A 13,210-nucleotide genomic window follows, 5' to 3' on the forward strand; every position below is an offset into this window, starting at 1 on the left:
GAAATAATATTTTAATAAGCAACACCATATCATTTTTATATACTCAAATTTATACCTTATTATAATTTATTTTTCGTTCCCCTGTTTTTGGGGAATTTTTTATTCTTCCTTTTCTTGTTTTTTTTAATGAAAATTTCACGCAGTATTTAAGATAAGCAATTTATTTAGTTGTACCTTAGAAAAATATTTACGTTACGTGAAGCTGCTAATATTTGATTATTGAGTTTTTGTTGCCATTCGCTTCGCTTTATTATATTGTTGTATAGATGGCATGCAGCGCTAAATTTCAAATCTATTATGAATGGATCCGCATCTGAAACACCTTATTCGGAGTTTCTCAACGGTTTTTCAACTTCTCTTCACAATCTTTTTCAAAAAGAAAATATTGATAAGCTAAGTCTTTCCAGAGGTCTTCCACCACATGTCTGGAAAGAAATAATGAATCTGAAACCCTTATCTGTAGCCATTCCGGAAGAGTTTGGAGGAAGAGGAGTAAAGGTGAAAGAGTGTTTGGGTATTTTATCGGCTGCATCTTATGAATCGCTTTCGTTGTCATTGACATTTGGGATTAATATTGCCCTTTTTCTTGAACCTGTGGCCAAATACGGAAACGATCTTGTAAAAGCAGATATTTTTAAAAATTTCCTTGATCATGGCGCAATGGGAGGTTTAATGATCACCGAGCCGGAATACGGAAGCGATGCCTTAAATATGAAAACCCAGAATACATTAATAGATAATGAATATCATATAAAAGGAACAAAACACTGGCAGGGATTGACAGGGTTGGCGAATTATTGGCTAATTACCTCAAGAAATGCAAATTCTGAAGGGAAATTGTCCAGAGACGTAGATTTTTTCATTGCAAATACACATTATAGAGAACAGAATATTGAAGTTTTAGAATATTACGACAATCCGGGATTGTATATGATTCCTTATGGATTAAATAAAATTGATATCCGAGTTCCTGAATATAATAAATTAACTCCCGAAACAACAGGTCTGAAAATGATGCTCGACACGCTTCACCGCAGTAGACTGCAGTTTCCGGGAATGGGAATGGGTTTCCTGAAAAGGATGCTGGATGAAGCTACAAAACACTGTCAGGAAAGGGTAGTGGGGGCTTCTAATCTTTATGCTTTAGATCAGGTTCAATATCAATTGACAAGAATGCAGTCGTTTTTCACGCTTTGTTCTGCCATGTGTGCGAAAAGCTGTAAAGTAAGCGGAATTGATCATGATGTTTCAGGAAGCGGCGCTCATGCGAACAGTATGAAGGCTTTGGTGACAGATATGATGCAGGAATCTGCACAAATCCTTGTTCAGCTTTCGGGCGGAAAAGGATACAGAACAACTCATATCGGAGGACGCGGAATTATGGACAGCCGACCTTTTCAGATCTTTGAAGGTTCTAATGAGATGCTTTATACACAAATTTCGGAAGGAATTTTAAAAGATATGAAGAAGAAAAAGATCGAAAATTTTGCGGAATATCTTGCTATTAATGAATTGACCAATAATTCCGTTAAACTATATGCTAAAGAACTGGATTTCAATATCAATACAGCTCTTTCTCAGCGTAAGATGATTGATCTTGGAAAAGTTCTTGCCAGAGTAGTTACGGTGAATGATTTGTTGGAATTAAATAATTCAGGATTCAGTCAGGAACTTACAGATAGTGCTGCAGAGGTTGTGAGACAGGATATTGTAACGCTTCTTAGCTCGATGAATCAGCATCAGAATTTAAATATTGTAGAACATAATAACGATAAAAGTGATTGGATGAAGTTTTCGTAAATAGTTCGGAAAACTGAAGGATAAGTATTAGGTTTTAATATATTTTTGATAATCAATTAATTAAAATAGTAGTTATTCGGTTTATTTGTTGTATATTTGTACAATAATTAATAATTAGGCCTTTGCCTTTGCTTTCTGTTACAGATTAGAATTAACCATTTTCTTCTTTCAGTTTTTGCTCTTTCAGCCGCCGGTTTTATAACTTGCCAACTGAATTTCAAACTACCGAAAACAATTAGGAAACCATTCCTTAAAGCTTTATCCTTTTTAAAAATTATTACCAGCAAGTTTATCAGTTTAAAAATTGAAGATTTGTAGAAGTGCCCGATGAAAAGGACATAGAAAGTTATTGCAGGAGTCAATACTATTGATGAAAGCAAAAAAATGGATGAATAAAAGAAAGTTGATTTTTCTCTTCCAATTATTCTCAAAAAAGATGATAATTTTAGATTCCTTAAAAAGTATTTGATCTTATATAACGTCGGGAGATCCGGCAAAACCCCATGAATGAATTTTAAAAATTTAAATTTAATAAATCCAATAATTCGTGCCGTTACAGAAACGGGATATTCACAACCTACAGAGATACAAAGTAGTGCTATTCCACATATTTTGGCAGGTAAAGATATCATGGGCTGTTCACCGTCAGGAACAGGGAAAACTGCAGCTTTTGCAATGCCTGTTCTTCAATTATTAAAAAAAAGAGCTCCGGAACATAAAGAAATCCGAACTTTAATATTAACACCGACTCGCGAGTTGGTAACGGAAATCGAAGAAAATCTTAAATTGCACAGCAAATATCTTCCATTATCTCAGCTTTCTATTTACGAAGGCGTTTCATTGGGAGGGCAGCTGGCAGCATTGAGAAAAACAGTTGATGTTCTAGTTGCAACACCGGGGAGATTATTGGAGTTAACGAGTCAGAGACATATTGATCTTTCCAAAATCGAGATATTGATCTTGGACGATACAGACAAAATGCTTGAAATAGGTTTTGGAAATGATGTGAAAAAAGTAATTAAACTGATTTCTCAGAAAAGACAAACCTTATTATTTTCAGCAACAATGTCAGATAATATCCGAAGTTTTGCGAGTACTATTCTAAACAATCCTGTTGAGATTATAGTATCAGCAAAAGCAGGAGTGAAAGGAAAAACAAGTTCATTTGAAGAAAATGAGCGTATGGATCTTAAAAACATCCAAAAGCAGACAGGTTTTACATTGCCGGTAAGCAAGCAAGGTAAACAGACATTTCAGTACAGTAATTAAAATATTAAAAAAATTTATGGCAGATTCTTTCTCTAAAAAGGAAAATTTCAAGAAAAAAATTCAAAAACAAAAAGAAAAAGCGATAAGACGCGAAGATCGTAAGACAAATAATAATAAAGGAAAAGGTCTTGACGATATGCTTACTTATGTGGATTCATACGGTAGATTAACTACCACACCTCCAGAAGAAAGAATGGAGATTAACCCTGAAGATATTCAGTTAGGAGCAGCTCCTATTCCTGTAGAGGAGTTAAGAAAATCAGGTATTGTTACTTTTTTCAGTGAAAAAGGTTACGGATTTATTACAGAAGACAATAGTAAAGAGAATGTATTTTTCCACAGTAACAACTGTATACATCAAGTAAAAAAAGGAAATAAAGTTTCGTTTGAAAAAGAAAGATCTCCAAAAGGATTTTCGGCTATCAATATCGAACTTGTAAAATAGAAAATAAACAACAATTTTTAATACAAATACAATGCAACAAGGCACAGTAAAATTTTTTAACGAAACAAAAGGTTTCGGATTTATCTCTCCAGCAGACGGAGGACAAGACATTTTTGTACATTCTTCAGGATTAAAGACAAGAACAATTCGTGAGAATGACAAAGTGGTTTTTGATGTACAAAAAGGTGAAAAAGGACTAAATGCAGTAAATGTAACTTTAGCTTAATTTTCAATTAATATATCGATTCAGGTAAAGCCCCTTTTTGGGGCTTTATTTTTGTTTTCAGATGAAAAGGTAATATTTTTTAATTTTATCTTGAAAATATTTTGTCAGAATCAAAAAAAAATCTATATTTGCACCACTAAAAACAACGATATAATCGACGTTTAAGGAGAGATGGCAGAGTGGTCGATTGCGATAGTCTTGAAAACTATTGACTGTAACAGGTCCGGGGGTTCGAATCCCTCTCTCTCCGCTAAAAGGGTCTTCAACATGAAGACTCTTTTTTTTTTCATATACAAGAAGGCCTTTGTCTTTCATTTTCAAAGAATTATGAGAGAAGATACCAAGCATAGTAGGTGTTCGATAGATACCGTTTTCATAATAAAGGTTGCTGTCGAACACCAAGTTTACGAATTCCCTTTTTTGTATCGTATTTGCCTTTGAATATATTTGTCTTATGTCATTTAAAGAGTTGAGATTTTTCTCTAAGATTTTATATGCTTTATTCTGATTGGTACTTAATCTCTCAATACTTGTATTCAACACTCTAATCTCGGTATTATATAAATTTGACCATCTCTCAAAAGTTTCCTTATTAATATCATTTTTTATCCACTTATCTTCTACTGAATATAAGTTTTGTTCAGTCTCTGATAATTTTTTCTGGTTTTCCTTAAGAACAAGTTGGTTCTCCTTCAGTTCTAAGTCAAGTGATTTTCTGCATGACAATTTAATTTTCGTTATGTTTTCAATAGACAAACTCATGAGATCACAGATTCTTAAAAACTGCTCATGTGACTTGATAGCACTTATATTGTTATGCTTCGAATGTTTGCATTTATAATAGTAATAATACCTACCAGCTTTGCCTCGAGAAGGCGCTCCGGATAAAGGTTGCCCACAATGACATTTTAATACGCCTCTAAGTGGTATATTATCATCTATTACAGTTTTAATCTTCAAAGGACGTTTCATCTTCTCTTGAACAATCTTCCACGTAAGCAAATTTATTATTGGTTCGTGAATACCCGGAAACAGACCCCCAGCATACTCTTTGTATGATTCTACTTTTAACAAGCCTGCATATACAGGATTACTTAGAACTCTTTCCACAGCCATATTCCCTTTTCTATTGAAACCTATACTCAGAGCATTTTCTTTTATTAGATATAAGGGCGTACCTCCTAAGTATGAATCATAAATAAAACGAACTATTTTTGCTTCTGCTTCATTAATTACTAATTTTCTATCCTTTCTTTCACCTTGCTTTGTATAGCCGAAAGGAGCGTTTTTGTATACAAAACGACCTTCTTTTGCTTTTGCAGTGTAAATTCCACCCTTAACTTTTATGCTTCTGTTAATATTATCTTCTTCAGCTAAAAGCAATTGAAGACCTGCACGAAAAAAACTTCCAGGAGTATTATAATCGAAGGTAATACCTTCAGTAACACTAACAATTTGTATATTGTATTTTTGTTGTAAAAGTTTCACTAAACTCATCGCTTCACCAGCATCGCGACTGAATCTATCAAGTTGGTCAACCAAAAGATAATCTACTGAACTGTGATGTTTTGTGATGAATTCTCTTAATTTGTTAAAATCAGGACGATCAAATGTTCTAGCACTTTTACCTCTGTCAATAAATGTATCAACTAGCGTTACATCATTAAATGCTAACCATTGATTTGTATAAAGCTCTTGTCTTTCAATGGAGCCATTACTTTGTCCCAGTTGACTGAATCTTAGATATCTTATCGCACGTTTCATAATATTCTTTTAAGGTAATAGAAACAATTATTCTTACAATCAGCTTATTTAACAGCTCCTCTTTCTCCTCTTCTTTTTTCTGTTCGAAGGTTAAAATATTTTTTTCTATAAAAGAGTTATCTTTTTTATCATTATTTCTTTCCATTGCTTCTGACATTTATGTTAGCAAATCCATAGTAGATATCTAACATACTTAGAAAGGTGACACTTGCACTGACTATGGCATTATAGAGTCAATGTTAGGTATTGAATGGCTTTACCATACAAAAAAATCTCAAATATCAACTTACATTTCATTGCTCAAAGAAAAAAATGAGATACATAAATCTTGCTAAGTTATTTATAATCTGAATATTATACAATACTTTGTGTCGTAATTAAAAAAATAAATAATATATAGATGTTCATTAAAATTCATGGAGACTCATTTTTTATCTATTGAATTGAATAGATATTTTCAGAATAAATCGTACAGCTGGCACCCCGTCATTCAGAGCCAAAAACAAATGGCATAAACTGTTTCGTCCCTTAAGGTACTATCGAATATTCCCTTTCTTTGCATACCTCCAATTGTTTGATAAGATCATGCTATTTCTTTTTTCCGGTTTTTCTTTCGAAAAATATTAGCGAAGCCCAATCGGGACCATAGTAAAACCCTTTAATACGATGATCTTCAAGGGTTTATTTTTTATAGGGGGTTAAAGAGGGGGCTGGGATTTAAAAGAAAATCTTGATCATCCATAAAATTCACGTAATATCTAAAAAGAATTTATCTGTTTTAAAATAATACGCTCGTCTTGGGACCAAGACGAGCGTATATTCAAACACTTTTATCGATGATTTGGTTCGGTTGAGTCAAATTAAAAATCAATTACAAATCCCAATCTTATCAAAACAACTCTTTTAGATTTTGTTTAATGCAATTTAATTTCCAAAACTTTTATTAATCAATATTGGAATAGTAATTCTTCAATTGGCTGTCCCAGTCTTGTACTATAACCGAAGAGATATCGAAATATTTCGTGGGAGATTTAGAAAGAGTTTCACAATTATCAGGAAAAAAATATTCAGCTTTATTTCAAAATTTTAAATAAAAAAATATAAAAGGTCAAAAGAGGGCGAGCGTCTACACAAACATCTCTTTTCTTAAAGTTTCGCTTCACTTTGTTACAGTCAAAAATTATTAACCATTATTTCTTTAATGAAATTAAACTAGTTATATTTTTTCAGAAAATAGTCAGAGTAAATTTGTTTCAATATAAAATATAGATATTATGAACAAATCGGTACAAGAAATGATCAGCAGATATGTTTCTGCTTGGAACGAACAAGATCTTACATCTTACAAAGTTGAATTTGAAAAGTGTTGGGCAGAAGATGCTCTTTACTTAGATCCCTATGGTGAATATAAAGGCGTTGATGAATTGGCAAATTTTGCATTTAAATCATTAGAGATAGTCCCTCAAAGAAAATTCAGTATATTCGAAGAACCAGAATACCACCACGGATCAGGGCGATATGCCTGGAAAGTTGAGATCGAAGGGCAATCTAATGTTGGCTATGATTATTTTGAATATAATGATAACTTCAAAATTACACGTTTGGTGAGCTTTTTCAAATTGCCGGCAGATTATCCATTGGAAAAACTTGGTTAGAATCTGATCCTTGCACTTAGTTTGCTTCCCAAAGTTCGTGCATTGCTTAAATTAATTACAATGCACGAACTTTTTTTTAAAAATATTGCAAAACATATCGATCTGGAAGATTTCGAAAAGGATCTTATCAAAAGTAAACTACACTTAAAGATGGTAAGGAAAAATGATGTGCTGTTGGAAAGTGGTTCCTATTGTAGGGAAATTTATTTTGTGACCAGTGGCTGTTTACGGATTTTTCAACACCACGAGGACGGCACGGAAACAAGTGTGTTGTTTTGTCCGGAAAACTGGTGGGCATCCGATATAGTAAGCTTTTCCCAGGGTCAACCATCAACTTTTTCTATAGAAGCACTTGAGGATGGCGTGGTGACGACCATCAATGCTGTAAACCTGGAAGAACTTTACAGGCAGATCCCTAAGCTGGAAAGGTTCTTTAGGATATTGTTTCAGAATGGGTTTGCATTGTATCAACGCCGTCTCACACTTGCTCTTTCCAGTTCCGCAGAGATACGTTATAATCTTTTCAGTAAGCAATATCCAAATCTGATTAATAGGGTAGCATTAAAGCATATCGCCAGTTATTTGGGGATTACTCCTGTTTTTCTAAGTATCATCAGGAAAAAATAAGTTCTGACCGATGTAGATTTATTTAAAATAATGGTAACTATGATTTAAGGCAAGTATGTGAAATGGTCGAGGTTGACATATTTTTAATTAGTAAATAATCAGGAGATTAATTCAGAGATAGAATTTGCTACACTAAATATATTTTCACGTAGCCTACTTTATTTCTTTAAGCTTAGATAAAACGAGAGGTAGTGTATTGATACCCCAATGCTCAATGTATTTGCCGTTTTTTATTTTTACGATGTCTATCACATCAATACTGATTTTTTGTCCCGTTGGCGCAAAGCCCATTAATTCTCCGGTTTGTGTGCCGGAAATATTTTTACGTGTCGTTACAAGATCTCCTTCTGCAACTTGATCATAGATTGTTACTTTCATATCAAGCATTGCTGGACGCATGATGTTATTAAAAGTATTGATCATACCATTTGGACCATTATCGGCTCCGGCTGGGGCAGAGTGATTGATAAACCGATCATCCATCAATTCTCTGAAAATTTCTACATTTCCTTTTTCGATGACCTCTTCATTGAAACGAATGACGATGCTTTTATTGGTTTCTATTGATGCTTCCATATCATTCTTATTTATGTCTTAAAAAGTGTTGTTTATTAACCATTATTATCTCAACTTCATTGACATTTTGTCTAGAGCAAAGATACAATATATGAAAGATCATCAAATAAGGCTAAAAGGTCAATTGCTATTTTAAAACGGTCATATATTGTTTACGATACTGACTTGGAGTAAGTCCGAAATGCTTTCTAAAAGCTTCTGAAAAGCTTGAATGATTTTCATACCCTACTTTGAAATAGATCTGAGAAGGTGTGGCGTCTGAAGCGCGCAGTAATTCTGCTGATAACTTCATTCTTTTATTCAATAACCATTTTTGTGGAGAAGATCCGTATAGATGTTTAAATTTCCGTTGAAATGTTGAATGGCTCATATTACATAGAAAAGCTAATTCATCTACAGTGGTAGGCTGTTCTACAAATCGTTCGACCACTGCTTTCAGGTGCAGGCTATTCTGGTCTTCGCTAAGGATCCGGAGCGATCGCAGTTTTGTGCTGTCACTTTGTAAAAGATATAACAGAAGTTCCTCTAATTTTATTTGTTTGATCTCGGCAGTTAAAGTTGATGTTTTTTGTAACAATAAAAGTATTGAATTGATGTAAGAACTGATAAATTCGTCTTGTTTGTAGATGAGGTAAGGCGTACTCGAAGTTGATAAAGAATCTGATAGAAGATATTCATATTTTATCCAAAAACGATTCAGGACCTCATTACTAAAGTAAATGATAAGACTTCTAAAATCATTAAGTTCAGAGGTCATTTCCGAGGTAAGTATGTTTCCTTTAGATAGAATAACAAGTTCTCCAGCCTTAACATCTACAGATTTTTCAGGATGATCGACGGTCTTATTTCCATCGATGATAAAACTGATCATATTACGGTTCAGAATGATCTTGTTTTTCAAACTCTTATGATCGGATCGGTAATATCGCATGATGACCTCATTCTGATCTTCAGTAGTTTCAAAATAATCTGGTAGTTGATAGGTTTGCAAGCGAATGTATTATTGGAAACTAAAGTTACTAAATTTTAGAAGAATAAAGCATCTAGCCGGTCTGATTTAAAATAGGGTATACCTTTAAAATTAAAAGTAATGGCTATCAATTCGCTTTAGCAATTCCTGCATTTGCCTAAAAAATCTCCAGCAAATATGGAGAGATTCACTGGAGATATTGTTCTTAATGATATAATAATTTTGCTGCAATCTAATTAAACTTGGCCTTAAATTCCATCGGAGACAGATTGGTCTTTGCCTTAAAGAGTTTGGTGAACGACTGTGGATGCTCGAAGCCTAATTCGTAAGCGATCTCACTTACCAATAGATCGGTCGTCGAGAGCTTGGCCTTGGCCTTTTCGATCAGTTTATTATGGATATGCTGTTGTGTGGTTTGACCTGTCAGATTTTTCAACAAACTGCCTAGATAATTTGTTGATATATTGAGAGAACCTGCAATATATTGAGCTGTGGGCAATCCTTTGCTTGCGATCTCATCACCAGTAAAATAGTCTTCCAATAAATTTTCCAGACGTTCCAAAATATGATGGCTGCTTTTCTTTCTTGTGATGAACTGCCTTTGATAGAATCGTTCACAGTAATTGAGTAGCAGCTCGATTTGAGCAATGATAATATTCTGACTGAAGTGATCGATGTTAGAATTGTACTCACGCTGAATGTTCATAAAGATGTCGGTGATGATCATCTCCTCTTTTTCAGACAAAAACAGGGCTTCATTGACTGCGTAACCGAAAAAATCGTAATTCTTGATATTATTCGCCAGGGAAGTATTCCAAATAAAATCGTTGTGGATCAGCAATAAAAATCCTGATGGTCTTGGTGTTTGGATTTCAGTGGATAGATTTACCAATTGACCAGGCGAAACAAATGCCAATAATCCCTCATCAAAATCATAAGATTGTTGTCCATAAATAAATTTTCCCTGTATATCTCTTTTTAATCCGATCGTATAAAAATTCTGCAGCCAGGTGATCTCTTTTTCATCCGTCTGATAATTGATCAAGCCATAATCAACTAGACTTACCAATGGATGCTCAGGTTTTGGCAAACCACTCATTTCGTGAAATTTGCTGATCGTATCGAAGTTATAAATATTGTTTTTCATAGGTAGATCCAATGTTAACTGTTGCAATATCGATTGCGGAAGTCATTAAATTACAATTCAAAAATACTGTTTTATATGGTATGAGATATTGAAGTCTGTCTTTTATCAGCTATCAAATCGATAATCAGCTTAAAATAAAAGCTGCTTAATTTTAAATAGGTTTTGCACCTTCGGCCGGATTGAAAAGCTCATCCAAAGTTATTCTATTTCCCAAAACGCCCCAATCCTCTGTTTCATTTTCCCGAATTAAAATGTATACAGGCGTTGAAGTTGGCGTGAAGCGTTGTATGATCTCTGTAAAACCAGATATCAGAATTCCCTTGCGCTGAAAATCTAAACCTCCTTTGAAAACATTGATCTCCACAGTGATACCATTCGCATTGAGAGGTTTCCCTCCCTTGAAGCAATTCGTCTGATCATATTCGTGGATGTAGGTCCAGGCCGTACTCCGGACGAAATCATTATCTGGTAGTCCTTCAATTTTTAATGCAATGGTAGTCAATTCTGCTACCATTGCATTTTTTGCCTCATTATCGAATATTCCGGAAGGACAATGGATATATGTTAGTGGCATAAATTAAAAATCAGTTGATTTACTTAGACTTTCGTTTTCTTTCAGGTCTTTTTGTACAGCTTCAATTTTATTGGCTGACATTGCAAAAGAGTCACTTCCCATAAAAAAATGTAACGGTGCCGATTCTAAATTGGCCAGCTCAATAAAAGCCTGCGCTGCTTTTTCCGGGTCGCCTGTCTGATTACCAATGATGTCTTCCACGTGCATGCGTTCAACTTCCCTTGCTTCTTTGTAGTCTGCTATGGGAGATTTTGCCAAATTCAAAGAGCCTTCCGACAAGAAATTGGTTCTGAAATATCCGGGATAAACAATGGTCGCTTTAATTCCCAAAGAAGCGGCTTCTGCAGAAAATGCTTCGGTTAGTCCTGCCACTGCAAATTTTGTAGCATTGTAAATGCCCCAGCCAGGGAAAGTTCCCAAAAATCCTGCGATCGATGAAATGTTCATAATGTATCCTTGCCCTTGCTTACGCAGATAAGGGAGTACATTTCGCATTACATTCAACAACCCAAAGATGTTAACATCAAAGTTGTTACGTGCATCCTTATCGGTCAATTCTTCGATCGTACCCAATTGTCCGTATCCGGCATTGTTAACTACAACATTGATTTCTCCAAATTTTTCAACTGTCCTGTCGATAGCAGATTTTACGCTGGACTCATCGGTTAACTCTACCTCCAGCGGTAAGAAATTTTCATTTGGTTCAATTGATCGGGTCAAGCCCTCTATTGTTCTGGATGTTGCAGCTACCTTGTAGCCTTCATCTAATAATTTTTTTACCAACGATAGGCCTAATCCTTTTGATGCTCCGGTTACGAACCATACTTTTTGTGTGTTCATTCTGTATATTTTTATTTACTATGCAAAATTGTCCAAAAAGTACTGCATCCACATTGCCAAATCAATGAATGACTTAGCCAAATCAATGAATGTTCATTAGTTAGTTTCTAAAGCGAGAATATAAAAGTGTAAGAAGGTATAGAACCACCTATTACAGGTCAACATATTCTTCTCCCCATTTGTGCAGATCGTCAATAATGGGACGTAGTTTTTCTCCCTTCAAGGTCAAAGTATATTCAACTGTTGGTGGAACTGTCGCATATGCTTTTCTGCTAATGATACGGTTGGCCTCGAGACTCTTTAATTCTTTTACCAGCATTCTGGTATTGATGTTATGAACTGCTCGCTCCAACTCCTTGAATCTCATCGTTCCCTCGGACAAAGTATAAATGATAGGAATTGACCATTTACCGCCAACAATGTCCAAAACATCTTTTAAAGTACATTTATGCTCAACCTTTTCAATTTTTTCATTTTTTTTTGTTTCCATTAGCGCTCTATTTTATTAAATGCTTTACAATATGTTACTACTGTACATTTGTGTAACTACTTGCAAAAGTACAGTAAAGGATTTAAATTTGTACTATAATTTTAAAGAATATATGAAAACGATCAAAAAAAAATTACAAGCTAAAATTTTAAAACTATTTTTTCTTGGAATCATTATAAGCTGGGGATTTATAGATAAGGCAAAAGCACAGAATACTGAGGATACTACTTTTAAAAACCCACCAGTCAATGTAGAGGCTTTGTTTAGTAATCGTGGAATGACCTTTCAGGCAATTATCGATAAGAAGTTTGTCAGTGCACCAAAATTTGGATTCTTCAGCGTTACAAACCTTGTTGGAGAATGGGATACCAATCAAGTAAATGATTATATGACGCAGGCAAGTTTGACCTATGATCTTTTCAAAGGATTCAAGCTGACAGGAGGATTTCATACCTCATCTGGGACAGGAATAAGACCCACGGTAGGCGTAATGTATAATTATGCAAATCAAGACTGGCTGGTAGTGGCCTATCCGCGTGTAGATCTATCAAAAGATTCCAATGTTGAAGGTTTAGTTCTTGTTGAATACAAACCGAAGATCAATGACAAATGGCGGTTTTACTCAAGAATTCAAGGTTTATATGCTTACACAATGAATATTGAGAAACATTCAAGAAGTTACATTCAGGCAAGAGCGGGTCTAAGTTATAAAGAATTTACATTCGGAGTAGGAACCAATATCGATTATTATGGTCCAATAAGACACAATGAGAACAGCTTTGGTGGATTTGTAAGTGTCCTATTGTTTTAAGACCATTATTTATAAA

General features: G+C 34.4%; 14 protein-coding genes, 1 tRNA gene and 1 pseudogene. 8 read left to right on the top strand and 8 right to left on the bottom strand.

Going from position 1 to position 13,210, the window contains the following annotated elements; translation table 11 throughout:
• The first annotated feature begins 297 nt into the window (after window positions 1–297).
• The 5 genes from BT156_RS06910 to BT156_RS06935 all read left to right on the top strand — a co-directional run bounded on the left by BT156_RS06910 (window position 298) and on the right by BT156_RS06935 (window position 3,990).
• Complete coding sequence (locus BT156_RS06910) at window positions 298–1,800, top strand: acyl-CoA dehydrogenase family protein (protein WP_072408897.1); 1,503 nt, start codon at window positions 298–300, stop codon at window positions 1,798–1,800.
• A 507-nt stretch (window positions 1,801–2,307) separates the two neighbouring features.
• Window positions 2,308–3,069, top strand: a complete 762-nt coding sequence (locus BT156_RS06920; protein ID WP_083582309.1) for a DEAD/DEAH box helicase — start codon at window positions 2,308–2,310, stop codon at window positions 3,067–3,069.
• 16 nt (window positions 3,070–3,085) lie between these two features.
• Window positions 3,086–3,514 (top strand): cold-shock protein, encoded by a 429-nt coding sequence (locus BT156_RS06925; RefSeq protein WP_066749907.1) that lies wholly within the window; start codon window positions 3,086–3,088, stop codon window positions 3,512–3,514.
• A gap of 31 nt (window positions 3,515–3,545) precedes the next feature.
• On the top strand, window positions 3,546–3,740 hold the full coding sequence (locus BT156_RS06930) for a cold-shock protein (protein WP_054510986.1): 195 nt from the start codon (window positions 3,546–3,548) through the stop codon (window positions 3,738–3,740).
• A gap of 165 nt (window positions 3,741–3,905) precedes the next feature.
• Window positions 3,906–3,990: transfer RNA gene (locus BT156_RS06935), tRNA-Ser, on the top strand.
• A 725-nt stretch (window positions 3,991–4,715) separates the two neighbouring features.
• Here the strand turns inward: BT156_RS06935 and BT156_RS22590 are convergent.
• Both BT156_RS22590 and BT156_RS06950 read right to left on the bottom strand, forming a co-directional pair.
• Window positions 4,716–5,504, bottom strand: a pseudogene (locus tag BT156_RS22590) (recombinase family protein); the annotation flags it as partial.
• On the bottom strand, window positions 5,455–5,649 hold the full coding sequence (locus BT156_RS06950) for a hypothetical protein (protein ID WP_139255430.1): 195 nt from the start codon (window positions 5,647–5,649) through the stop codon (window positions 5,455–5,457). The pseudogene BT156_RS22590 and the gene BT156_RS06950, both read right to left, overlap by 50 nt.
• 1,129 nt (window positions 5,650–6,778) lie before the next feature.
• On the opposite strand from BT156_RS06950, the gene BT156_RS06955 reads away from it, so the two are divergent.
• Together BT156_RS06955 and BT156_RS06960 are read left to right on the top strand one after the other, a co-directional pair.
• Entirely contained in the window at window positions 6,779–7,159 is a 381-nt protein-coding gene (locus tag BT156_RS06955; protein WP_072408532.1) for a nuclear transport factor 2 family protein, read from the top strand.
• A 60-nt stretch (window positions 7,160–7,219) separates the two neighbouring features.
• Complete coding sequence (locus BT156_RS06960; RefSeq protein ID WP_072408534.1) at window positions 7,220–7,786, top strand: Crp/Fnr family transcriptional regulator; 567 nt, start codon at window positions 7,220–7,222, stop codon at window positions 7,784–7,786.
• Between the two features lie 153 nt (window positions 7,787–7,939).
• Here the strand turns inward: BT156_RS06960 and BT156_RS06965 are convergent, their stop codons facing one another.
• From BT156_RS06965 to BT156_RS06990, 6 genes are all read right to left on the bottom strand, one after another.
• Window positions 7,940–8,362: an ester cyclase gene (locus BT156_RS06965; protein ID WP_072408536.1), complete on the bottom strand. Its 423-nt coding sequence runs from the start codon at window positions 8,360–8,362 to the stop codon at window positions 7,940–7,942.
• Window positions 8,363–8,489: 127 nt separating this feature from the next.
• Window positions 8,490–9,353, bottom strand: a complete 864-nt coding sequence (locus BT156_RS06970; RefSeq protein WP_139255431.1) for a helix-turn-helix domain-containing protein — start codon at window positions 9,351–9,353, stop codon at window positions 8,490–8,492.
• 211 nt (window positions 9,354–9,564) lie between these two features.
• A complete protein-coding gene (locus BT156_RS06975) occupies window positions 9,565–10,479 on the bottom strand; it encodes a helix-turn-helix domain-containing protein (protein ID WP_072408540.1) in 915 nt (304 codons plus the stop codon).
• 151 nt (window positions 10,480–10,630) lie between these two features.
• Window positions 10,631–11,053 carry a hypothetical protein gene (locus tag BT156_RS06980; protein WP_072408542.1) on the bottom strand — a complete coding sequence of 141 codons (423 nt, stop codon included), beginning with the start codon at window positions 11,051–11,053 and terminating at the stop codon, window positions 10,631–10,633.
• A gap of 3 nt (window positions 11,054–11,056) precedes the next feature.
• On the bottom strand, window positions 11,057–11,893 hold the full coding sequence (locus tag BT156_RS06985; RefSeq protein ID WP_072408544.1) for an SDR family oxidoreductase: 837 nt from the start codon (window positions 11,891–11,893) through the stop codon (window positions 11,057–11,059).
• Window positions 11,894–12,044: 151 nt separating this feature from the next.
• A complete protein-coding gene (locus BT156_RS06990) occupies window positions 12,045–12,383 on the bottom strand; it encodes a winged helix-turn-helix transcriptional regulator (RefSeq protein WP_072408546.1) in 339 nt (112 codons plus the stop codon).
• A 112-nt stretch (window positions 12,384–12,495) separates the two neighbouring features.
• On the opposite strand from BT156_RS06990, the gene BT156_RS22290 reads away from it, so the two are divergent.
• Window positions 12,496–13,194, top strand: a complete 699-nt coding sequence (locus tag BT156_RS22290) for a hypothetical protein (protein ID WP_072408548.1) — start codon at window positions 12,496–12,498, stop codon at window positions 13,192–13,194.
• The last annotated feature ends 16 nt before the right edge of the window (window positions 13,195–13,210 follow it).

Origin of the sequence: Chryseobacterium limigenitum, from assembly GCF_900114875.1 — a bacterium.
Classification (GTDB): Bacteria; Bacteroidota; Bacteroidia; order Flavobacteriales; family Weeksellaceae; genus Chryseobacterium; species Chryseobacterium limigenitum.